Source organism: Bacteroides sp. AM23-12, assembly GCF_003434395.1.
Taxonomy (GTDB): Bacteria; Bacteroidota; Bacteroidia; order Bacteroidales; family Bacteroidaceae; genus Bacteroides; species Bacteroides thetaiotaomicron.
Genome location: NZ_QTLF01000003.1, coordinates 305,646 through 329,751, shown reverse-complemented (window position 1 = coordinate 329,751; position 24,106 = coordinate 305,646). Strand labels below are relative to the sequence as shown.

At 47.2% G+C, this 24,106-nt stretch carries 18 protein-coding genes; 3 read left to right on the top strand and 15 right to left on the bottom strand.

What is annotated here, in order from left to right:
• Positions 1-87: 87 nt before the first annotated feature.
• The 10 genes from DW640_RS05035 to epsC all read right to left on the bottom strand — a co-directional run bounded on the left by DW640_RS05035 (position 88) and on the right by epsC (position 14,048).
• Complete coding sequence (locus DW640_RS05035) at positions 88-3,462, bottom strand: protein O-mannosyl-transferase family (protein WP_117577495.1); 3,375 nt, start codon at positions 3,460-3,462, stop codon at positions 88-90.
• Positions 3,463-3,880: 418 nt separating this feature from the next.
• Positions 3,881-4,672 (bottom strand): metal ABC transporter ATP-binding protein, encoded by a 792-nt coding sequence (locus DW640_RS05030; RefSeq protein ID WP_048698145.1) that lies wholly within the window; start codon positions 4,670-4,672, stop codon positions 3,881-3,883.
• Positions 4,673-4,731: 59 nt separating this feature from the next.
• Complete coding sequence (locus DW640_RS05025; RefSeq protein WP_048698147.1) at positions 4,732-5,658, bottom strand: metal ABC transporter solute-binding protein, Zn/Mn family; 927 nt, start codon at positions 5,656-5,658, stop codon at positions 4,732-4,734.
• A gap of 2 nt (positions 5,659-5,660) precedes the next feature.
• Positions 5,661-6,407 carry a tRNA (5-methylaminomethyl-2-thiouridine)(34)-methyltransferase MnmD gene (gene mnmD / locus DW640_RS05020; protein ID WP_048698149.1) on the bottom strand — a complete coding sequence of 249 codons (747 nt, stop codon included), beginning with the start codon at positions 6,405-6,407 and terminating at the stop codon, positions 5,661-5,663.
• Positions 6,408-6,453: 46 nt separating this feature from the next.
• The gene (locus DW640_RS05015; RefSeq protein WP_008767474.1) at positions 6,454-6,933 is read right to left on the bottom strand and encodes a YqaA family protein; all 480 of its coding nucleotides are present in this window, start codon (positions 6,931-6,933) and stop codon (positions 6,454-6,456) included.
• Positions 6,918-7,928: a membrane protein gene (locus DW640_RS05010; RefSeq protein WP_048698152.1), complete on the bottom strand. Its 1,011-nt coding sequence runs from the start codon at positions 7,926-7,928 to the stop codon at positions 6,918-6,920. Before DW640_RS05010 ends, DW640_RS05015 begins: the two co-directional genes overlap by 16 nt.
• A complete protein-coding gene (purD, locus tag DW640_RS05005; RefSeq protein ID WP_117577493.1) occupies positions 7,928-9,202 on the bottom strand; it encodes a phosphoribosylamine--glycine ligase in 1,275 nt (424 codons plus the stop codon). Before purD ends, DW640_RS05010 begins: the two co-directional genes overlap by 1 nt.
• Before the next feature lie 73 nt (positions 9,203-9,275).
• A complete protein-coding gene (locus DW640_RS05000) occupies positions 9,276-11,474 on the bottom strand; it encodes a S9 family peptidase (protein WP_048698156.1) in 2,199 nt (732 codons plus the stop codon).
• Positions 11,475-11,683: 209 nt separating this feature from the next.
• Complete coding sequence (locus DW640_RS04995; RefSeq protein ID WP_008762863.1) at positions 11,684-13,129, bottom strand: class I SAM-dependent RNA methyltransferase; 1,446 nt, start codon at positions 13,127-13,129, stop codon at positions 11,684-11,686.
• 16 nt (positions 13,130-13,145) lie between these two features.
• Positions 13,146-14,048 carry a serine O-acetyltransferase EpsC gene (gene epsC / locus DW640_RS04990; RefSeq protein ID WP_117577491.1) on the bottom strand — a complete coding sequence of 301 codons (903 nt, stop codon included), beginning with the start codon at positions 14,046-14,048 and terminating at the stop codon, positions 13,146-13,148.
• Between the two features lie 119 nt (positions 14,049-14,167).
• On the opposite strand from epsC, the gene DW640_RS04985 reads away from it, so the two are divergent.
• A complete protein-coding gene (locus tag DW640_RS04985) occupies positions 14,168-16,204 on the top strand; it encodes a histidine kinase (RefSeq protein ID WP_117577490.1) in 2,037 nt (678 codons plus the stop codon).
• A complete protein-coding gene (locus DW640_RS04980) occupies positions 16,201-16,980 on the top strand; it encodes a LytTR family DNA-binding domain-containing protein (RefSeq protein ID WP_008767481.1) in 780 nt (259 codons plus the stop codon). The genes DW640_RS04985 and DW640_RS04980 overlap by 4 nt, the downstream gene beginning before the upstream one ends.
• A gap of 107 nt (positions 16,981-17,087) precedes the next feature.
• Here DW640_RS04980 and DW640_RS04975 read toward each other — a convergent pair whose 3' ends face one another.
• On the bottom strand, positions 17,088-17,483 hold the full coding sequence (locus DW640_RS04975) for a DUF3836 domain-containing protein (RefSeq protein ID WP_008767482.1): 396 nt from the start codon (positions 17,481-17,483) through the stop codon (positions 17,088-17,090).
• Between the two features lie 332 nt (positions 17,484-17,815).
• Positions 17,816-20,665 (bottom strand): DNA polymerase I, encoded by a 2,850-nt coding sequence (polA, locus tag DW640_RS04965; RefSeq protein ID WP_117577488.1) that lies wholly within the window; start codon positions 20,663-20,665, stop codon positions 17,816-17,818.
• Between the two features lie 88 nt (positions 20,666-20,753).
• Between polA and DW640_RS04960 the strand changes: the two genes are divergently transcribed.
• Entirely contained in the window at positions 20,754-21,728 is a 975-nt protein-coding gene (locus tag DW640_RS04960) for a polyprenyl synthetase family protein (protein WP_011108724.1), read from the top strand.
• On the opposite strand, the gene DW640_RS04955 is transcribed toward DW640_RS04960, so the two are convergent.
• The 3 genes from DW640_RS04955 to DW640_RS04940 form a co-directional block, all read right to left on the bottom strand.
• A complete protein-coding gene (locus tag DW640_RS04955) occupies positions 21,729-22,409 on the bottom strand; it encodes a DUF1266 domain-containing protein (protein ID WP_008767486.1) in 681 nt (226 codons plus the stop codon). It abuts the gene before it with no gap.
• Positions 22,410-22,815: 406 nt separating this feature from the next.
• Entirely contained in the window at positions 22,816-23,718 is a 903-nt protein-coding gene (deoC, locus tag DW640_RS04945; protein ID WP_008762870.1) for a deoxyribose-phosphate aldolase, read from the bottom strand.
• Entirely contained in the window at positions 23,705-24,043 is a 339-nt protein-coding gene (locus DW640_RS04940) for a nucleotide pyrophosphohydrolase (protein ID WP_008762871.1), read from the bottom strand. The genes deoC and DW640_RS04940 overlap by 14 nt, the downstream gene beginning before the upstream one ends.
• Positions 24,044-24,106: the final 63 nt, after the last annotated feature.

Here is a 24,106-nt window from a genome sequence, read left to right as displayed (position 1 = left end):
TAAGTAACAGGTAATAAGTAATAAGTAATAACCGTGCGGCTTATGGCGCAGCTTATTACTTATTACTTAATACTTATTACTTAGTTTTTATTTCCCTTTCATTCTCGCAACGTACTCATTGTATAGCTGGTCGAGTTGTTCCGAGTAATGTTTAGCCAATTCTTCTGATTTGTATTTCTCCATTAGGCGTACTTCTGCGTCAAGCAGTCCTGCGTTGTACATGAAGTTTTCGCTGGCGATGGAAAGTTGGTAATCAGTCAGGCTGAGATACCAGATCATGTATTCGAGAGACTTGTTGGCAAGTTCGTCGATGATCTTGTTCGCTTTTTCGTTTTGTCCCAGCTGGTAGTAGGCTTCCGCCATTTGGAAGGCGCCGTTTGCCCAGTCATACGGTACGTTGTATGACGGGATCATCTTCTCGGCGTAGTCGAGTGCGGCGAGTGCCTTGTCTTTTTTGCCTTCTTTGATGAGCTGTCCTACGAGCTGTGTGAAGATGCGCCGGTGTGTGTAGCACATACGCATTACGTTTTCGTCGATATAGATGCCCGGTTTCTCGATGCCGCCGAACTTGAACTTGTTCATCAGGTTGTCGTACATCTTTTCGCTGTCGATCTTGCTGTTCAGCTTGTCCGTATCGAACGGAGTGAAGCGGTATGCCAGACCTTCCTGCGTGAAGTGGTTGTCCATGCCGAGGTGGTTTTCACTGCCTACGGTGATAGCCATGTAGATGGGACGTTCCCAGTTGGCGTTGGCAAGCATTTCGAGCATCATCAGTTCGCTCTTGTAGAGGGCGCGTTTCGGGTTGCCGTTGGCGTCTCTCAGCAAGATGGTCATGTATTCGGGGATGGAGTCGCCCAGCGCTTCCGGTATTTTCATGCCGGAACGGCGGACAGCTTCCTTGTCGATCTTCATTACGATGCTGTCGGTAGGGATGACGCGCAGCCCTTCCTTATCCGAACGAACCCAGTATTTGAGGATGTTCTTCAGTTCATACGGGTTTTCTCCGAACTGTTCTTTCAGTTCGTTCATCGCTTCCGGATTTCCGTTTTCGAGCGCGCTGTCTGCCTGTGCATACATCTGGTCGATATTCTTCTTTACTTCCGGACGGATGGGGATGTATTCGTTCTGGCCTTCGACGTATTCCACACGGTCCCAAGTGATCGGGAGTGACGGAGAGTCGTAGGCGGGACGTTTCATCTGGTCGATGTACCAGTCGGTTTGCAGGTAACTGAGGTTACAGGTACGTGCATCGGTACGGAAACCTTCTGTCTCCTGATTGTACCACAACGGGAAAGTATCGTTGTCACCATTGGTGAAGATGATCGGATTTCCTTCTTCCTGCAAGGTCATCAGATAGTTCTGACCGAAGTCACGGGCAACAAAGCGTCCGCTACGGTCGTGGTCGTCCCATGTCTGTCCGGCCATTTGGATGGGGACAAGCAGACAGAGTACTGATGCGAGAGCGGCAGCCGGAACTTCTTTCATCTTGCAGTAATCGCGTAACATACGGATGATACCTGCGACTCCCATACCTACCCAGATGGCGAAGGCGTAGAACGAACCGGCATACGCATAGTCACGTTCACGCGGCTGCGCAGGTGTCTGGTTAAGGTAGAGCACAATGGCGATACCTGTCATAAAGAACAGGAAGAACACCACCCAGAATTGCTGGATACCCCGCTGGCTGTGGTATGCTTGCCAGAAGAGTCCGATCAGGCCGAGCAGCAGCGGCAGGCAGTAGAATACGTTGTGTCCTTTGTTGTTTTTGAGGTCCTGCGGAAGCAATTCCTGGTTGCCCACCAGCAGATTGTCGATAAATGGGATTCCGGTGATCCAGTTACCGTGTTCTATTTCTCCGCTGCTCTGAATGTCGTTCTGCCGTCCGGCAAAGTTCCACATAAAGTAGCGCCAGTACATGAAGTTGAGCTGGTAGGAGAAGAAGAACTTGATGTTTTCCCATTGGTTCGGTACGTTCACCATCACCATTTCGCCGCATTGGTCGTATGGGACGTCATGCCCCTTGATGTCTACCCACTGCTTGTAGAGTGAGGAGTGCGCGGAGCTGTACATACGGGGGAAAAGCATATTTTGCGCGTATTCGTATTCGATACGTCCCGGCAGTTCGATGTATGAGTCCTTTTCGTCCGGTGAGGTTTTTTCTTTGCGGACGTATTTACTTCCCGTCTGTGACTGGCGGGGAACGCAGTATCCGTCTTTCACGTCGAGTGCCACTTTCGAGGAGAAAGCAGGACCGTAGAAGAGAGGACGGGTTCCGTATTGTTCACGGCCGAGGTATTCGCCCAGCGTGAAGATATCTTCCGGAGAGTTCTGGTCCATCGGTGTGTTGGCGGTAGAACGGATTACGATCAGTGCATAAGAGGAATAACCGATCACGATCATCATGGTGCACAGCAATGTCGTATTCATGGTACGGGCGGAGATGCGCCATTTCTCTTTGATCTTTTCCTGTACTTGCGGAGCAAGGTAGATGCCAAGAATTGCGATCACTACGACACCGATGAGGATGCTGCTTACGCCGTGTCCATAGAATGGAATACCCAGCAGGGCGATGGTCAGAATGAATGAGATGGCCATGCGGAGTCTGCTCTTTTCGGTGTAGCTTTCGTACACACCCCAGATAAGGGCAGCAGCAAGCAGAATGATATAGACTACGACGCCGGAGTTGAACGACATGCCGAGTCCATTGACAAACAGCAGTTCGAACCAGCCGCCAACTTTAACGATACCGGGCACGATGCCATAAAGCACGGCTGCTACGAGTACGCCCGATCCGAGCAGGGCGAGCAATGAGCCTTTGGCAGTGGCGTTCGGAGTTTTCTTGTAGTAGTACACCAATACGATTGCCGGCAGACAGAGGAGGTTCAGCAAGTGAACACCGATACTCAGTCCGGTCAGATAAGCGATCAGGATCAGCCAGCGGTCGCTGTGGGGCTGGTTGGCTACATCTTCCCATTTCAGAATCAGCCAGAATACAATGGCTGTAAAGAGGGAGGAGAAAGCATATACTTCGCCTTCTACGGCAGAGAACCAGAAGGTGTCGCTGAAGGTGTAGACCAGTGCGCCGACCAGTCCGCTACCCATGACAGTGATAAGTTGTCCTTTCGTGATGTTGCTCTCGTCGGTGATTACCAGTTTGCGTACCAGATGGGTGATGCTCCAGAAAAGGAACAGGATACAGGCACCGCTCATCAGTGCGCTCATGTAGTTTACCATCTTCGCTACGGTGGTTACATCGGAGGCAAATTGAGAGAACAGGTTCGCTACCAGCATGAAGAAAGGTGCGCCGGGCGGGTGTCCTACTTCCAGTTTATAACCGGTAGTTATAAACTCGGGACAGTCCCAAAAACTTGCGGTCGGTTCTATTGTCAGGCAGTAGACCGTTGCCGCAATGATGAATGTAAGCCAACCCACGAGGTTGTTTATAGTTCTGTACTGTTTCATTAGCACTATCTAGATTTTTCGTTAAAAAACAGATTACGTGGGCGCAAAGATAGTGATTTGTAAGGATAATGAGGCAGAAAGTAAGAAATATTAAGTAACGGAAAGGTGATTTACTTTATCTTATGTCCTTTTAGGGAAACAGTGGAATCACTAAACAGTATAAACAACGGTAGGTATGAAGATACCAATTTTGTGTCTTTTATACCAAGCAATGAATCATTTGTTGGTCAATAATACTTGCGTTGTCAGACATTAATAGCTGACTTTTCAACTGTTAATACCTGACATGTCAACTATTAACATCTGACATCTCAATCATTAACAGTTGAGAAGTCAGTTGTTGCTGCTTGATGTGACCGTTGTAAATGGCTGATATGCAGTGCGGCCGTTCTTTGATGTAGCACCGGCAAATGAATGTTTAGTGATGATGATGATGTTCACCGAGAACGCGGTGTGGCAACGTGCCGTGTCCCAGCAGTTCGATAGGGCAGTTGAAGTTTCTTTCCAGCCATTCTGTGGAGACGCCCGTGTCAGGGTGGTAATCCAGTGTCTCGTTGACGCAGGCAATGGATTTCACTTGTTGCAGTACAGTGCCGATGTCGTGACTGACAAGGATGATGGCGCATTCTTTGTTAATCTCCGACAGCAGTTCGTAGAGCCGGGCTTCGAAGCGTTTGTCGATATACGTGCTGGGTTCGTCAAGAATCAGTACCGAAGGGTCGGAGATGATGGCGCGTCCCAGCAGTGCACGTTGTAGTTGCCCGCCGCTAAGCTGCCCGATGGAACGGTGTTCGAGTCCTTCGAGTCCCATACGGGCGATGATATGCTTGCCTTTTTCTCTTTGCTCGGGAGTGAAGCGGGAGGTAAGGGATTTCTGGATACTTAGTCCGGAGAGTATCACTTCCTCTACCGAAATCGGGAATTTCCGGTCGATGGTGCTATATTGCGGCAGATAGCCGAGGGAAAGTGAAGAATTGGAAGTGGAAAGTTGAGAGTGGGAGGATACTTCTGTAGGGGCATGGAAGTTGATTTCTCCGGCTGTCGGTTTCAGCAGACCGAGGATGCACTTGATGAGTGTTGTCTTACCGCCTCCGTTCGGACCGATGATGCCCAGAAAGTCCCGTTCGTAAACGTTCAGGTTGACGTCGTGGAGTACGGTACGGCCGTCGTATCCGGCAGCAAGGTTCTTTATTTCGATAATCGGTTTCATATTTGGAGAATTACTTCGTTTATGTATCATTCGGTCATTAACGCTATGGAGGCCCGTTGTTATTCGGGGTCCATAGGGGTGAGAGCTTTGGCTACGTTCAGCATTTCCGTTTCCCAGTCGTAGCTTAACGGGTTGATGGGGACTACCTTTGTGCCGGTTTGCTGTGCGATGGTTTCCGCGTTGCGCTTGTCGAACTCCGGTTGGACGAAGATGACGTTTACTTTCTCCGATTTGCACAGGTCTATCAGTTCTTTCAGATGGGCGGGCGAAGGTTCCTTGCCCCCTTCTTCGATTGAAATCTGATGCAGGCCGTAGTCACGGGCAAAGTAAGAGAGAGCCGGATGGTAAATCATAAAGGCTTTGGCCGATTCCGGAGCGGAAAGTTGCCGGCGGATAAGGCTGTCGGTGTGCTGGATACGTTGGCAGAGGGAGTCGTAACGTGCCAGATAATATGCTTCGTTGGGCTTGTCGAGCATACAAAGTGCCTTGAAGGTGTTTCCGGCAAGGATGAGGGCGTTGGTGGTAGAGTTCCAGATATGCGGTTCTACGGCGTGGTTGTGCCCGTCGTGGTCATGATGTCCTGCTGCGTGGTTGTGCTCACCGTTGTTCAGAATCAGGTCTATACCTTTCGAGGTGTCGAATACTTGGATATGAGGGGTGTTATTCATCAGTCGGTCCATCCAGGTCTGCTCAAAGCCGATGTAGCCGATGCGGAGATAGGCTTTGCTGTCTCCCAGAGAGACAAGTTGCTGAGGAATAGGGTCGTATGTCTCCGGACTGGAACCTTTCGGGACCATGCTGACTACCGTGAATTTATCACCGGCAATCGCTTCCGTGAAGTAGCGCTGCGGTTCGATAGTGACGGTAATGACCGGTTTCGCTTCTTCGCTGCCGCTTGCTTTGGACGTGCGACCCGTGCAGGCTGCCAACAGGAGGCAGGAGCCGAGAAGAAGGAGTGTTTTCAAATCTTTTAGTTGTTGTTTCATGACTATTGTATTAATATCGGGGGTTGATTCTGTTCCAGTTTTCGGGCACGTAGTATTTCCCGCTTTCCTCCCGGAGGACCGGGAAGGCGCTCTACGATAAAGCCTGCGGCCTGCAGCATACGTCGGATGACTCCTTTGGCACAATAAGTGGTGAGGATGCCTCCTTCATTTAATAAAACATATAAACGGTTAAATAGTTCCTGCGACCACATTTCCGGCTGCTTTTCCGGAGCGAAGGCGTCGAAATAGATAACGTCGAATGATAATGGAGAATGGCTACGCTGTGTAATGGTGCGGTTTATTGTCTGTTGTCCATTTTCTACTCGTTCATTAACCCATTTATTGACGTCGGCTTGTACTTTGCAAAGAGTGAAGTTGGGGGTAAAGGATATTTCTTCTTCCCACGGTGATGTATGAATCGCTCTGAACAGGTCGGTGGCTGCTGGTTGTTCTATATATCCCAGTTGCTCCACCATCTGCCATTCCAACGGATAGAGTTCAAGTCCTGTATAATATACGTTACGTCCGCTTCTTTCTGCTTCTTCAAGTGTAAGCCAAGCATTCAGCCCCGTTCCGAAACCGATCTCCAGAATATGCGGGGAGGGGGCAGCGGAGGCTTTCAGTCCCATGTTGATGAAAATATGCTGGGACTCCGTACGTGCTCCTTTGGTCGAATGATAATGTTCATTCAATTCCGGAACAAATAGGGTGGCGCTCCCGTCATCAGTCTTTTCAATCACTCTTTTCATCTCAAAAAACTTATTACCTATTACCTGTTACTTATTACCTATTATTTCATCCCGCAACGACGTTCCATGCGCTTTCCAGTACGTACAGAAGCAGAATGTAACGTATCAGTTTGCCGACAAACATGGAGGCGGTGGTGAGCCATATATTACTTCGCATAAATCCCAGTGCGATGGAGATCACCTCTCCGATGGCCGGCAGGAAAGCGAAGAATGCCATCAATGCTCCTTTCCCTTGCAGGAATTTCACCATCTTGTCTACTTTCTCCTTCTTTACTTTGAAGTATTTCTCAATCCAGCTTATTTTGCCCAGACGCCCCATATAGTAGCAGGTCATTCCGCCTGCCGTATTGCCAAGGGTGGCAGCCAATATACAGGCAGTGGGTGGCAGTCCGAGTTTTACCAGTGCTACCAACACCAGTTCGGAACTGAATGGTACAATACTCCCTGCGAGTAAGGCCGAGATAAACAATCCCGGAAGTCCCCATTCGATGAGGAGTTGTATCGTTGAATCTATAAAAGCGTCCATACGTTAAAACCAAATAAAAGGATGAGGCAGACCGTGGCAACAATGAAGAATATATTCGATGTTTTGTTGTTGGTCAGCACAAAAAGGTGTCCGATCAGTATGCTGTTGCTTATCATGAGCAACGGCAAGAGATTGCTGCATTGTGATGGCTGTAGCACAATCAGTACGAAGAGAAAGAGTGTCACGTCTATGAGAAACTGTAAATAGGCGCGCGTGCGTATCTTATCTTCGAATCCGGCAACGACGCAATGAGCGGCGCTGACGATGAACAATACAAGCAGATAACCGAGAGTCGCCAGTTCCCACGGCTGGAGTATCTGTAGGTTGAATATGTCTCCAAAAGTGGCCAGCTCTTTGAAAGGATGATAGAACAGCTCCATCTGATCATAGAAGAAAGCGTGTCCGAACAGCATCCAGTAGGGCATTGTCCATCCTACCAGCGCGCCACAGAAACTACGGAACGTAAGTGACTGAAAGCGATGCGCCTCAAACAACCAGAGCACCGAGAAGAAGGTGAGCTGGGGAAAGAGAATGCTCCCTGCACCGATAAACAGGAACGAGTAGAACAGATATCCTGACGCCTGCGACTGCTGGTAACTTTTGAACAGGAAATAGATGGAGAATAAAAAGGCTATGGCGGCAACGTTTCCGGCATATAGAAGGTGCATCTCCGGACAGACGGTGACCAGCAGAAAATAGATGGCTGTCTGCACGGAAGCCCGCATACGGATGATACTGAACCGGTTGTTCAGCTCGATCAGGAAATAGCCGATAGCCGCGTAAATCAAGAAACTGACAAGATGCTCCGCCCATGCGGGGAGCAGCAACGTGCGGGCAGACTGCCAAAGCACGGAACCGCCTTCTTCGCCCGCTGTCATGGTGAGTTCGGGCAATAGGGCAGAGGTCAGCACCCAACAAAGGGTGCAGATGAAAATCGCAGCAGGGAGTGTCCACCGCCCTGCTGTGACCAGACCTTGTAGTCTCTTGCTTTTCATTATAAGTCGAATCCGATATCGCGACGGAAATACTTCTTGTCGAAGTCGATCATATCTGCCACTTTATAGCTCTGTGCCAGCGCTTCTTCCTTCGTTGCGCCATAAGAGCAGACAGCGATCACACGTCCTCCGTTCGTTACGATTTGTCCGTCCTTCATGGCTGTTCCGGCATGGAAAATGATGCTTTCGGTAGCGGCAGCCTGTTCCAGACCGCTGATAGGGAAGCCTTTTTCGTATGCTTCGGGATAACCGCCGCTGACAAGGATCACACAACCTGCCGAGCGCGGGTCCATGACCAGTGTCTTTTCGTGGAGGTTGCCTGCGGCTGTACCTTCCAGCAACTCCACGAGGTCGCTCTGAATGCGGAGCATCACGCTTTCCGTTTCCGGGTCGCCCATGCGGACGTTATATTCAATCACCATCGGTTCGCCTTTCACCCGAATCAGTCCGAGGAAGATGAAGCCTTTGTAGACGATGTTTTCTTCTTTCAGTCCGTTGATGGTAGGTTCGATGATGCGGGTACGTACTTTTTCCATGTATTCTTCGTCGGCAAAAGGAACCGGAGTCACGCTGCCCATACCGCCTGTGTTGAGTCCTTTGTCGCCTTCACCGATACGCTTGTAGTCTTTCGCTACGGGGAGGACTTTGTAGTGTTCGCCGTCGGTAAGCACGAATACGGAACATTCGATACCGCTCAGGAACTCTTCAATTACGACTGTTGCCGATGCGGAGCCGAACATACCGCCAAGCATTTCCTTGAGTTCTTTCTTTGCCTCGTCCAGTGTGGGGAGGATCAGAACGCCTTTTCCGGCACAGAGTCCGTCGGCTTTCAGCACGTATGGAGCTTCCAGCGTTTCGAGGAAAGCCAGACCTTCTTCGAGGTTTTCGGCTGTGATACTTTTATACCGGGCTGTCGGGATTTGATGACGCATCATGAAGCCTTTGGCAAACTCCTTGCTGCCCTCCAGCTGTGCTCCGTTGGCGGACGGACCGATAACGGCGATATGTTTCAGTTCGGGACGATTCTGGAAGTAATCGTAGATGCCTTCTACCAACGGGCCTTCGGGACCTACTACCACCATTCCGATGTTTTCTTTCAGAGCGAAAGCGCTGATCGCTTCAAAGTCGGTAGCTTTGATGTTGACATTCTCGCCTACGGCGTTTGTTCCGGCGTTTCCCGGAGCGATGTACAGCTTTTCAACTTTCGGACTTTGGGCAATTTTCCATGCCAGTGCATGTTCGCGGCCGCCCGAGCCTAGTAATAATATCTTCATAATGAGTATTAAGTTATGAGTTTTCAGTTATGAGTTTTTCGGTGTGATGCTGTGAGCTGTCAATTATAGGTTGCTATAGGTTCTGCTCAAAGTATCGGGTGATTTTCTCGTGCAGATGTACACGGTCGCGGCCTGATACGTTGTGCTTGTGGCACGGATAGATAAACAGGTCGGGATAGGTGCGGGCATCTACACAGGCTTTCATGAACGACAGCGTGTGCTGCGGTACACAAGTGTCATCGTGGTCGTCATGGATAATGAGTAGATGACCTTTCAGCTGTCCGGCAAGGTTCTTCAGATTACATTCTTTGTAGCCTTCCGGATTGCTTTCCGGGGTGTCCATATAACGTTCGCCGTACATCACTTCGTAATATCCCCAGTCGATGACAGGTCCGCCGGCTACGCCTACCTTGAATATTTCGGGGTAGCGGAGCAGCAGGGCAGTGGTCATGTGGCCTCCGAAGCTCCATCCGTGTACACCGATGCGGTTTCCGTCTATGTAGGGGAGGGATTTCAGAAATTCAATGCCTTTCACCTGGTCTTTGCCTTCTTCGATGCCGAGGCGGCGGAAGGTGGCGTTTTCGAACTCCAGTCCACGGTTGGCACTGCCGCGGTTGTCGAGGGTGAACATGATATAGCCTTTGTTAGCCATATAGATATCCCATCCGCGGGAGCCGTTCAGCCAGCCACCGGTGACGAGTTGTGCGTGCGGACCGCCGTATACGTAGACGATGACCGGATACTTTTTGTTCGGGTCGAAATCTGCGGGTTTGGTGAGGCGGTAGTATAGGTCGGTCGTTCCGTCGTCGGCTTTAATAGTACCGGTTTCGATGGTCGGCATCTCATAGCCTTCGTATGGGTCTTTGGCTGTCAGCAGGTTGACTGTTTTCAGGCTTTTGGTGTCCACGATGTCAATGCGGCGCGGAAGGGTGGGAGTCGAATAACGGTCGATGAGGTAGCTTCCCGATGCGCTGAGCATTCCGTTATGTTCTCCTTCTGTGATAGAACGGAAGCTGAACGGGAGGCTGCGCTTTCCTGTGTTGACATTTACTGCAAAGTTATTGGAGCCTGTGCCATCTACTCCTTGGAAGATGACTTCTTTCCTCTTGGCGTTGAAGCCCAGAATGTCGCCTACCAGCCACTTGCCCTCGGTCAGTTGCTTCGTCGGGATGTATTCGATGTGCTTGCCGCCTGCGGCATCGCTTTTCCATTCGCCTTTGAGGCTGGAGGTGAGGTCGCATAAATATAGATGGTTATATCCGTCACGCTGGCTCTGATAGATGAATTTGCTGCTGTCCCACGGTAAGAATACGATGGGGTGCTGAGGCTCTACATACTTGGGGTGCGTTTCTTCCAGCAGCTTGCCCAGTAACTTGCCTGTCGTTGCATCGTATTGGCAGAGTACGGCGTGGTTCTGGTCGCGGTTCAGTTCGATAAGATAGATGCTCTTTTCGTCCGGTGACCAGCTGATATTGGTGAAGTAACGGTCGGTCGGATCACCTGCATTCAGATAGATGGTCTTGCCGGTGGAGGGGTTGTAGACGCCTACTTTTACTTGGTGGCTGGTCATTCCTGCCATCGGGTAACGGACGTTATTCACTTCTCCTACACGTGCCGTGATGTCTACAAGCGGGTATTGCGTAACCATGCTTTCGTCCATGCGGTAGAAAGCGAGCAGGTTGCCTTTCGGGCTCCAGAAGGTGCCTTTGTTGATGCCGAACTCATTGCGGTGGACGGATTGCCCGCAGACGATGCCTTCGGGTTCGTCGGTGATTGCCTGTTCGTTCACATACAGGTTGTTGTTGACTGTGTAGGCTACGTTTCCGTTGGCGACGCAATAATCTTCGTTGGCTGCTTTATCTTTCAACTTCAGTGTGCTGACAATCCGGTTGTTCTCGAAATCGTATACGATGTACTTACCGGATACTTTCAGTAACATTTGCGGTTTGTCCGCCCACGGGTAGCGGATTGAGTACGGGGTCGGCAGTTTCCCTGCTTTATTGTCTGCCAGTACTTTGTTGATTTGTCCGAGGGTAGTCAGCACTGTCTCTTTCCCTGTTCTGGGTTGAACAGTGTAGATGGTGTCGGTACTTGGTTTGATACACACGTCTCCCCACCATTGCAGACCGTAGAGGTTTTCTGCATAACGGTAGGTCTCGCCGCCCGGAATCAACTCTTCCAGTGTCAGCTTTTTGATTTCCTGTGCCATAACATTGAATCCGATTGGTAGCGCCAGCAATATCAGAATGGCTCTTTTTCCAATTTTACTCATTGCTTTTATTTATCTTTATTGGTTTTAAATCCTTCTATTTTACCCTGTTCAGGAGAGTTGTCTTTCTCTGTCGGATGATACGTTTTTTTCGAGATATTCAATTCGCTTTCTTACTCATCAAATGATAAGATCGCAAAATGCGACCTTATATTGTCTATCAATAAGTTAATGGCATTTTTTTAGTGAGATGCCGTTAACTATCTATGAAATTACTCTTCTTCCTTCTTCGGTATCCTAGGCTCCCGATTTCCTCTGAATTCTCTTGGAGCTCTTGAATCTCTTTCCCCACGGAACTCGCCTCTAGGCTTTCTGTCCCTGTCATCCCGGGTAAAGCTTCCTTCTTCCCGTCTCGGCTTGAAGTCTCCTTCTTTACGAGGTTTGAACTCCCCTTCTCGACGTGGCTTGTACTCGCCTTCTCTGCGTGGTTTGAATTCCTTTCTTTCTCTGGGTCTGGGAGTATCATAGCCTCCTTCAGTCTCTTTCTTCTCTTCTCCTTCTCCCTCCTGACTCTTGAACTCCTTATATTTCCCGTCGAAAATCTCGTATTTGCGGAACTCGCATTCCAATGCGCCATTGAACAACGGCACTTTCTTGCTTGGTTTCAGCCCGATCTGATCGAAGCATTCTTCTCTATAAGAGAGTACCCAAGCCTCGTTTCCTACAAATGCATGCTTCAGACGTTCGCCAATCATCTGGTACAGTCCGAGCAGGTCATTGGTAGAGATACGTTCGCCATAAGGAGGATTCATCACGATGATGGACTTCTCCTGCGGCTGTTCGAATTGCTGGAACGGTTGCAGTTTCAGCGTCACATCTTTGGATACACCCGCCGCTTTTATATTATGCGTCGCTATTTCATTCGCTTTCGGACTGTTATCATATCCGTAAATCTTATGGGTGAATTCGCGCTCCTGACTATCATCATTGTAAATCTCATCGAACATCTCCGAATCGAAATCCACCCATTTCTCGAATGCGAATCCTTTGCGGAATACTCCCGGAGCGATGTTTCTTGCGATCAGTGCAGCTTCTATAGGAATCGTGCCCGAACCGCACATCGGGTCAATCAGGTCACATTCACCGCGCCATCCTGTCATCAGAAGCATACCGGCAGTCAATACTTCGTTCAACGGAGCATCTACCTGTTCCTGGCGGTATCCGCGACGATGAAGCGACTCTCCGGAAGAGTCCAGAGACAACGTACAAGTGGTATGTGCAATATGGATATTGAGTAGTACATCCGGATTATTGATGCGTACCGACGGGCGTTTGCCTGTCTTTTCACGGAAATAGTCCACGATGGCGTCCTTCACTTTGTACGAAACGAACTTTGAATGGCGAAATTCTTCGCTGAAAACAACCGCGTCTATCGCAAACGTCTTGTTCACATCAAGATACTCTTCCCATGGAATGGCCTGTATCTGGTTGTAAACTTCATCAGCATCCTTTGCCGTAAAATTCTTGATCGGCTTCAGAATGCGGATAGCAGTACGGAGGCAGAAATTTGCCTTGTACATCATACGCTTGTCTCCTGTAAATGAAACCATGCGACGTCCTATCTGGATATCGTTGGCTCCTAGTGTTGTAAGTTCTTCAGCAAGTATCTCTTCCAGTCCTTGGAAGGTCTTGGCTATCATCTCGAATTGTTCGCTCATATATAGTTTATTGATTTTATTTCTTTGCTTTTGTCTGTACAATCTTTGCTCCGGCGGGAATGTTTTCCGTTACCCAGATATTTCCTCCTACGGTTGCGTCGCTTCCGATAGTAATTCTTCCAAGGATGGTGGCGTTTGAGTAGACTATGACATTGTCTTCCAGTATCGGGTGGCGGGGGATACCTTTGATCGGTTTTCCGTCGGCATCCAGCGGGAAGCTTTTTGCTCCCAGGGTGACACCCTGATATAATTTGACATTGTTCCCGATGATGCTTGTAGCGCCGATCACGACACCCGTTCCGTGGTCTATGGTAAAGTGACTGCCTATCTTCGCTCCCGGATGGATATCGATCCCCGTCTCGCTATGAGCCATTTCCGTGATCATACGCGGAATCAGGGGAACACCAAGTTCCAGCAGTTCGTGCGCAATACGATAATTGCTGATTGCCTTAATGGCGGGATAGCAGAAAATTACTTCACCGTAGCTTTTGGCAGCGGGGTCACCGTTGTAGGCGGCTTCTACGTCCGTAGCCAGTATTCTTCTCATGGCGGGTAGTTTGCTGATAAAGTTCGCAGCCAGTCGGGCGGCTTTTTCTCTTCTCGACTCCGAGCAGACGTTGCAGTCTCCTTCAGCCGTACTGAAACATAGTCCGGCCAGGATTTGCTCTGTGAGCAAGTCAAATAACTTTTCGATATTTACACCGATGTGATAATTGATTGTCCGGCTGTTGATGGTGGAATTTCCGTAGTATCCGGGGAAGAGAATGGCACGTGAAAGCTCGATAATTTCATACAAAACTTTAGCAGAGGGCAATGGTTCGCCATCTTTATGTTGATGAAACAGCCCTTTGTAAGATTCGCTTTCCGATAGCTCATCGACTGCCTGTGTCAGAATGTGGGTAAAGTTCAATGGACTCATTAGGTCAGTTACTCATGTTTATATGGGGACAAAGGTATTAAAAAAAATAATAAATTTCGTTGAGATTCAATATAATTAATGTATTTTTGTGGCATTCAAAATTCAACACGGACAAGGGGATGAATAAAGCGAAATCTACTATGAAGCTATTTGGGTTGATAGGGTTGTTGATATTGTGGAACTGCAGTTGCGTGGATAGGCACCGCAGTCACGCTTTGTGTGAACAGTCACTTATCGATTCTTTAGAAGTCCGTGCACAGGATTCCCTGTTTTCCAACTTACCTTATTCACGTTCTTTATTGCGTAACGCAATGCGTCAGGCACAGGACTCGATGAGTTATTACCGCTTGATGGGATTGTATGGAAAGACTTTCTTCATCTCGTCCGATTTCGACTCTATCCTCTATTATAACCGCCCTGTAAAAGAGTATGATAAGCGTGCAGCTGCATGCCCGCGATGGAATGATGTGCTTTCGGATGTGTATAACATTGAGGGAAATGTCTGGATGCAACTCAATCAGCCCGATTCGGCGGTTGCCTATTATGAGAAATCCTATGCTTACCGTCTGAAAGGAGATAAGGCGCATCTTCTGTCGGATATCTGTATGAATCTGGCGGATGCCCATCTGCATCGTGGCGAACTGGCACATACCGCTTCCTATTACCGGAGAGCATTGTTTATCTGCGACTCCCTGCATCTGTCGGAACATTCCAAATTTCCGGTCTATTGCGGACTGGGACAGACTTACATGGATCTGCGTGATTTTGATTTGTCCAATCATTATTACGAACTGGCAGGACAGTTTTTTGATGAAATGACAGTCAGCGAAAAGTGGGTGTATCTTAATAATCGGGGAAATCATTACTATTATAAGAAAGATTATCAGGAAGCCCTGGTCTATATGCGGCAAGCAGCGGAGCTGATAGCGGATTACCCGCAAATGGTATTCGAAAGCAATCTTTCGAAAGTTAATCTGGGCGATCTTTATCTGCTGACGAACCGGCTGGATTCTGCCGAAAACAATCTGAATGAAGGTTACCGTTACTTTTCGGAGATAAAGAACAACTCCGCCATGCACTACATTGAAACCCTGATGATTGAGCTTTCTCTGAAAAAAGGAAATATCGCTCGTGCCAGGGAAATGATAGCACGGACTGCTTCTACCGGACATGTGGATGCCAATATGCTTACTATACGCAACCAGTATCTGCAACATTATTATGAAAAGGCAGGTGACTACCGTAATGCATATGAGTATCTGAAACGTGATTATCAACTGAATGACTCCATCCGTAGCGAACGGATTCGTACCCGTGTAGCCGAACTGGATATGCGTTACCGTCAGGACACGATCGTATTGCGCAAGGAAATGCAGATTCAACGACAAGCGGGTGAAGTGCGTGTATTGAAACTGAGCATGTATATCTGGGTGCTTGTCTGCCTGTTGCTGGCAGCCGGAACGGTGGTGATCATCTGGTATATGCGGAAAAAGCGGGAGTTTCTTCGTGAACGTTTCTTCCAACAGATAAATCGCGTCCGTATGGAGAATTTGCGGGGCCGGATTTCTCCCCATTTCACTTTCAATGTGCTGGGGCGTGAAATTAATCAGTTCAATGGATCGGAAGAGGTGAAGAATAATCTGATGGAACTGGTCAAATATCTCCGTCGGAGTCTTGAACTGACAGAAAAACTAAGTGTTTCTTTGCAGGACGAGCTGGATTTTGTACAGTCATATATCCGCCTGGAAAGTGGACGTGTCGGCGAAGACTTCACAGTTTCGGTCGTAGTGGAGGAGGGGTTGGATGCAAAAAGTATAATGATTCCTTCTATGATTGTACAGATTCCGGTAGAGAATGCGATTAAGCATGGGCTGGCCGGAAAAGATGATGAGAAGGAATTGACTATCCGTATTTCCCGTGAAGGAAAAGGAGTCCGTATCGTGATTTGTGATAATGGGCGGGGGTATCTTCCGCAAGTGGCTTCTTCGACCAGAGGAACGGGAACGGGGCTGAAAGTGCTCTATCAAACGATACAGCTACTCAATACAAAGAATAAAAATGAGAAGATACGTTTCAATATAGATAACCGAAACGATGGGCAGACCGGTACGCAAGTGTCGGTGTTTATACCGTTTCATTTTTCTTATGATTTATGATGAATGCAGAAGATAAATATAAAGTCGTTATTGTAGATGATGAGCGTACGGCAATCGATGCTTTGCGCAGGGAGCTGGGCGCTTATCAGGAATTTGAAATAAAAGGAACTGCAAACAATGGCGCAAAAGGCAAAAAGATGATAATGGAACTCCGTCCGGATCTGTTGTTTCTGGATGTGGAACTTCCGGATGTGCTGGGGCTTAACTTGTTGAGTGAGATGCGCGATGAGGTGCTGTGGGATATGAAAGTTGTCTTTTATACTTCGTATGATAAATATTTGCTTCAGGCTCTGCGTGAGTCCGCCTTCGATTTCTTACTGAAACCTTTTGAGACGGAAGATCTGAAAGTTGTTATAGAGCGCTACCGGAAGGCTGTAGCTTCGATACCGGCAACTCCTTCTTCCTCTTTTTCTTCTTCTGTCAGCGCTTTGATGCCGCAACAGGGAATGTTTATGATCAGCACGGTGACGGGATTCAAGCTTTTGCGACTGGAAGAAATCGGCTATTTCGAATATCTGAAAGACAAGCGGCAGTGGCAGGTAGTCCTGTTCAATCAGACCCGATTGAATCTGAAGCGAAATACAAAAGCCGAAGATATTATTGGTTATTCACAAGCTTTTATTCAGATCAGTCAGTCGGCTATTGTTAATGTTAATTATCTGGCGATGATTGATGGGAAGTGTTGTCAGCTCTATCCGCCTTTTCATGATAAGAGTGATCTGGTGATTTCCCGAAGTTTTCTGAAAGGGTTGCAGGACCGGTTTTTTGTGTTGTGACAATTACTCCTTAAGATAGATGCGAAAACGCCGTTTCTTCATCAGGAACGGCGTTTTCTATTTGTTAGAATATTAGAATGAGAGAGTATGTTGTTAAAAAAATGCTGTTACAAATTAGTATTGTCCATGGTCACTGTCATTTCTGGAACTAACACGTAAGCGCGTTTCTTATTGTTCCATTTATAGTAATTGGTTGTTACAGTTTTTCCTTCGTATGTATAATTGATGCGGAGATCTTTTTCCCATTCCTCTTTGGTACTGTTCCATTTCAGGGTCTCGCTTTCAATCATGCGCTTGTTGTCATCGTACTTGTAGTTATACTTCATATAGTTGGCAAGTGTACTTCCGTTCATTTTGTAAACGGTCTGACCTACCATTACTCCATTTTCTTCTACTGGATTATAAACCAACTGACCATCATAACTGCGTGCAGAAGCAACAAAAGAGGTCATGAGAAGAACTACGGATAGAACAAACATTTTTAAAGATACTTTTGTTTTCATGGCTATTTGATTTTAGTATTATTCTTTCATTTGTCTAGTAATACTCTTGTATTACGCTGCAAAGTTATATATTTATTCGGTATTTATGCAAATATAAAGCTGAAATAATATCAAAATGTCAGATGATAGCTAAGGTGATACCTTGCTTTTTGCCAAGATTGGTGACAAAAAAATATCCGGCAGTCAACCTGCCGGATATAGAATGAAGCACTTCGTTGGGGAAGTGATCTTTTTCCTTGCTTTCTGGATAGTGGGTTAAATAATGTTATAACTCATTCTCTCCATTATTTAGCTGATTTATCCTGTTTTGTTATGGTAGGATAAACCTTGTTTTAGTGTGCTTCGAGCCAGTTCTTGCCCCAGCCGCAATCTGCTTTCAAGGGAACGTGCATACGGTAAGCGTGTTCCATTTCCTCAATAACGATCTCTTCTACACGTTCTTTTTCGTTGACGGGCACGCTGAAGTTCAATTCATCGTGTACTTGCAATATCATTTTAGCTTGTATGCCTTCTGTCTGGAATCGCTGATAAATGCGTGCCATTGCTACCTTTATGATATCTGCGGCGCTTCCCTGAATCGGTGCGTTGATGGCGTTTCGCTCGGCATAGCCGCGTACAACGGCGTTTCGTGAGTTAATGTCCGGCAAGAAGCGTTTTCGGTGGAAAATCGTTTCTACATATCCTTTCTCCTGAGCTACCTGGATGCTCTTATCCATATAGGCTTTCACGCTTGGATAAGTTTCGAAATAGCCGTCGATCAGTTCTTTGGCTTCCTTCCGGTCTACGTTCATTCGCTCTGCAAGGCCAAATACGGAGATGCCGTAGATGATACCGAAGTTGGCGGTTTTCGCTTTGCGTCGCATATCGGAGTCTACGTCTTTCAGGTCGATCTTATATATTTTGGCAGCTGTAGCTGCGTGGATATCATGATTGCTGAGGAAGGCGTCGATCATATTCTTGTCTTCGCTGAGATGTGCCATGATACGAAGTTCTATCTGCGAATAGTCGGCAGAGAAGAACAGGCAGCCTTCGTCAGGGATAAATGCCTTGCGGATTTCCTTGCCGTTCTCGTCGCGGATAGGAATATTCTGCAGATTCGGGTTACTGGAGCTGAGGCGTCCGGTAGAGGTGACGGTCTGGTTGAAAGACGTGTGTACTCGTCCCGTGCGCGGGTTGATCAGTTGGGGAAGTGCATCGATATAAGTTCCCAGCAGTTTCTTCAGTCCGCGGTGTTCCAGAATCTTTTCTACTACGGGATGTTTATGCCGGAGGCTTTCGAGCACTTCTTCCGAGGTGACGTACTGACCGGTTTTGGTCTTCTTCGCTTTTTCGATGATTCTTAGTTTGTCAAACAGTACCTCGCCTACTTGTTTGGGCGAAGCGATATTGAAGGTTTCGCCTGCCAGTTCATAAATTTCCTGCTCGATGCGTTGCATCTGAGCGGTGAAATGAACAGACGATTGTTTGAGCGCTTCCGTATCCAGCAATACCCCATTCCGTTCTATATTGACCAATACGGGTACAAGCGGCATTTCGATATCATAAAACAAACGTTCGGCATCGTTCTCTTTCAGTTCTTTCTCCAGGACGTTTTTGAGCTTCAGTGTTACGTCTGCATCTTCGCAGGCATAGCGGTAGATATCCTTCGGGTCGAGATCGCGCATGTTTTTCTGGTTCTTCCCTTTCGGACCTATCAGTTCGTCGATGTGGATGGTCTGATAGTGAAGATAGATTTCTGCCAGATAGTCCATTCCATGACGAAGTTCCGGTTGAAGAACGTAATGGGCGATCATCGTATCAAAGAGCGCACCTTTCACTTGCACTCCGCAATTTTCAAGAACGATCATGTCGTACTTGATATTTTGTCCGACTTTCAATGAGTTCTCATTTTCGAAGACCGGACGGAACTCGTTGACGATTTTTAATGCTTCCTCACGATTGTCGGGGACCGGCACATAAAAAGCCTGATTTTCGGTGATAGAGAAACTCATTCCGACCAGTTCGGCGTCCATTGGTTCCGTTCCTGTAGTCTCCGTGTCTAACGAGAGAATTTTCGATGTAAGTAACTTTTGAATGATTTCAGCTCTTTTCTTCTCTGTATCAATGAGTTGGTAGTCGCAATTAAGCGTTTCTAACGTCTCTAGATTCGATTTTTTGGCTTCGCCTGCCTCATTGCCCGTAAAATTCGCAAATAAATCGCCTTGTATGGCTCCTCCTTCTTCGGGAAAAAGTGGAAGAGGAGAGGGAGCACTTTTGGTCGTTGCCGTTTTGCTTCCGGTTGCTGTTGTTACTCCGCCGGCAGAATTTTCTTTTTTCAGTACCCGGTCGATCAGTGTCCGGAATTCCAGTTCTTCAAAAATTCGTCGGAGTGAATCTTCGTCTGCCTGTTCGCGGACGAGCTTATCCATTTCGAGTTGGATAGGAACATCGATTTTGATAGTAGCAAGGAATTTGGAGAAAGTAATCAGTTCCTTGTTGGTTTCTACTTTTGTTTTCAAGGCTCCTTTCAGTTGGTCGGTATGTTCCAGCAGATTTTCGATACTTCCGAATTCGGCGATTAGTTTCTGGGCAGTCTTTTCACCGACACCGGGACAGCCGGGGATATTGTCGGAGGCATCGCCCATCAGTCCGAGCATGTCGATTACTTGTGCGGGCGACTGGATATCGAACTTCGCTTTCACTTCTTCGATGCCCATCACTTCAAAACCTCCCGTATGTTTGGGGCGATACATGAATACGTTGTTCGTCACCAGCTGGCCGTAGTCTTTGTCGGGAGTCATCATATAGGTGGTGATGCCCTGACGTCCGGCTTCTGTGGCTAGAGTTCCGATCACGTCGTCGGCTTCGTATCCTGTCACTTCCAGAATTGGGATGCGGTAAGCGTGGATGATATCCTTTATAATAGGTACGGAGAGGCGGATGGCTTCCGGAGTTTCTTCACGCTGGGCTTTGTATTGCTCGAAAGCTTCGTGGCGGAAGGTCGGTCCGGAGGGGTCGAAGGCTACTCCTATATGTGACGGATTCTCCTTTTTCAGCACCTCTTCGAGGGTATTGACAAATCCGAGGATAGCTGAAGTATTGAACCCTTTGGAGTTGATTCTGGGATTCTTGATAAAGGCGTAATAAGCCCGATATATCAGTGCATAAGCGTCTAAAAGAAATAATTTATTGTCTGACTCCATAGATTTAATTAATTTTTCATGGTAAAAGTACAAAAAAATACCGTATTAAGCGTTTTATTATTACTTTTGTGCTCAAATAGTGTTGTGAATGGATAGTATCTCTCTTATCAAAACCCCGATAGAAGCGGAACTGGAGGATTTTAAAGCTCTTTTTGACACCCCTCTTTCCGATTCGAATGCATTGCTCGACAGCGTAATAACTCATATACGCAAGAGGAATGGCAAGATGATGCGTCCTATTCTTGTCTTATTGGTAGCACGCCTTTATGGGGCTGTGACTCCTGCCACCCTTCATGCGGCAGTTTCTTTGGAATTGCTTCATACAGCCAGTTTGGTGCACGACGATGTAGTCGATGAAAGTACCGAGCGTCGCGGTCAGCTTTCGGTAAATGCTATATTTAATAATAAGGTATCTGTACTGGCGGGTGATTATCTGCTGGCTACAAGCCTTGTGCACGCGGAGCAGACTAATAATTATGAGATTATCCGTCTGGTATCTTCGCTGGGGCAGAAACTAGCTGAAGGAGAGTTGCTTCAACTTTCGAATGTAAGTAATCATAGCTTTTCGGAGGAAGTTTATTTTGACGTAATACGTAAGAAAACAGCGGCTCTTTTTGCCGCTTGTGCCGAGGCGGCTGCCTTGTCAGTGCAGGTGGGTGAGGAGGAAGTCGCTTTTGCCCGTCTGTTGGGCGAATATATTGGTATCTGTTTTCAGATTAAGGATGATATTTTCGATTACTTTGATAGCAAGAAGATCGGCAAACCGACTGGTAATGATATGCTGGAAGGTAAGCTGACGCTGCCTGCCCTGTATGCATTGAATACAACGAAAGATGCGTGGGCGGAACAGATAGCGTTCAAGGTGAAGGAAGGTACGGCAACTCCTGATGAAATCGTACGTCTGATTGAGTTTACCAAAGATAATGGAGGTATTGAATATGCCTGTCGTACAATAGAACAATATAAAAAGAAGGCCTTTGATTTGCTGGCTGCCTTGCCGGATTCAAATATTTGCCTTGCCCTGCGGACTTATCTGGATTACGTGGTCGCCCGTGAGAAATAACTACTCCCCACTGTTCCTGAGCAGAGAGTAACACAGGATTAATTCCTCCCAATCTTCAATTTTATTCGATTTCATCGCTCCTCCGATGAGGAAACTTTTGTCTATTTCTTCCGGTGTGCGGAGGATTTCGGAACATAACGTGCTCGCCTGTTCGATGTATTCCCATGCTTGTTCTTTGGTGATGTAGCCGCAGTCTTTGGCAGCCCGGGCCAGCCCGACAACTTGTGCCATATCCCATCCGATCACTCCTCTCTCTAAGTCGTTAATCCATACAATCGGCTCTCCTCTTTCTTCTATATACTCTTTGAATTTGTATAGATTTCTGCCCTGTTGAATGAATCGGTCTACTCCGTAGAAGCGTTCGCGGATGGTGTTTTCAAACTGGTTTAGGTTTTCGGTAGAGAGTAAATAGGGGACCATAATAGAATAGGAGGCTCTGTCGCCTTCGTTGATGAGGAATAGGAATAGCTGGCAGGAAGAAATTGCATCTGTGCAATGGAACTTATCTGATAATAGTTTACTTAGTTTTTCCGGGTGTACTCCGGTTTCTATACAGTTAAGATAGAAGCCATCCAGTGCAGCCTCCATATAACCGATGCGCAGACCTTGTTTCTTTCTGGTGCCGAGTATCAGATTTAAGGGGTTATGGTTAAAACGTAAGTTCTTTGTGTGTGACTTCATTTTATACTTTTTCGCTTATGGTTAACTAAAAAAAGCGTGAGAACTGCTGCTATATGTCTTTTCCTGGGGCTTCGGCAAGCCGTTATGATGACATAAAAGCAACAGTCTCACGCTCCGTTCGATATATAACAAAAGTATATACATGAAGGTGCGTGAGACCCGTTTGCTTATTACCACTCATAACTTTGAATTTTGCCGAATTCCAGGAATCAGGTAATAAAAGAAACGTTCTCTAATACAGATGATTAACTATGTTAGCATAGCTACATCTATGACAAAGATAATGAAAATAATGGTTTTGTCCATAAGTATCTTTAGTTTTTATTATATAAAAAATACCGCGCTTCCTTCCATAGGAACGGAAGGTGAAGCGCGGTACGGCATACTTGATTGCTAATGTAATTCCTTAGAAGAATTTGATCTCTTCGCCCTTGATATCGGAGAGAAGCAAATTGGCCAAACGACTGGTACCCAGACGGAACAACCGGTTGTTCAGCCATTCTTCGCCTAATATTTCCTTCACAATAGTGTAATAAATGATTGCATCATGGACGGTGTTGATGCCTCCTGCCGGTTTGAAGCCGATCTTGTTGTTTGTTTTTTGATAGTACTCCTTGATAGCTTCGCACATCACATAAGCGGCTTCCGGGGTAGCGGCAGGCTGTTGCTTTCCGGTCGATGTCTTGATGAAATCTGCACCCGAATACATGGATAGGATAGAGGCTTTCTTGATGTTGGAGGCGGTTTTCAAAGCACCTGTCTCGAGGATTACCTTGAGGTGGCGTTCCTTGCAGACTTCTTTTAATTCCTGAATTTCTTCGCACATTGTTTCGTAGTCACCGCTCAGGAATTTACCGATAGAGATAACAATATCTATTTCGTCCGCACCGTCAGCGATAGCCAGTGCCGTTTCCGCTACTTTCACTTCGATGAAAGTCTGAGAAGAAGGGAATCCGCCCGAAACACAAGCGATATTGATGCCATCTACTTGCAGTGTATTCTTTACAATATCCGCGAAATTGGGGTATACGCAGATGGCAGCGACGTTCTTCATATCGGGGAACTCATTGTCGAACTCATTCACTTTTTCGGTGAAATGCATCACGCTTTCATCGCTGTCTGTGCTGTTCAGCGTGGTCAGGTCGATGCAGTTGAACAGGAGTTTCTTGACTTCTTCCGTATTGTTTTCCGGCACTTTCTTTTCAATCAGGTCAGCCACCCGAGCCTGTATGTCTGCATCGCTCAGATTGGTGTTATACTTTGCCAATGCGGCATCATACTTGTTGGATTGTGAGCTATTCTCTTCCATGATCGTTCAGTTTTGGGTTATTGATATGTCTTTTATTATCTCGTTTCGTTTTCTTTTCCAGGCTTTCCCTGAAGGCTTTGGTGATGTCTACGCCTGTCTGGTTGGCGATACACAGGAGCACCCATAAGATGTCTGCTATTTCTTCGTCAAGGTTGTCTTTCTCGCCTTCTTTGAAAGACTGGTCGCCGTATTTGCGGGCCATGACACGGGCCAATTCTCCGACTTCTTCAGTCAGTACGGCCATATTTGTCAATTCGCTGAAGTAGCGGACACCGTATGTCTTTATCCATTTGTCTACTTCTTTTTGAGCTTCTTCCAGGGTCATAATTGCTGTTGGTTTATGATGATTAGTTTGATGTTTAGAGCCTGTTTATCACTCTTCGAAGAG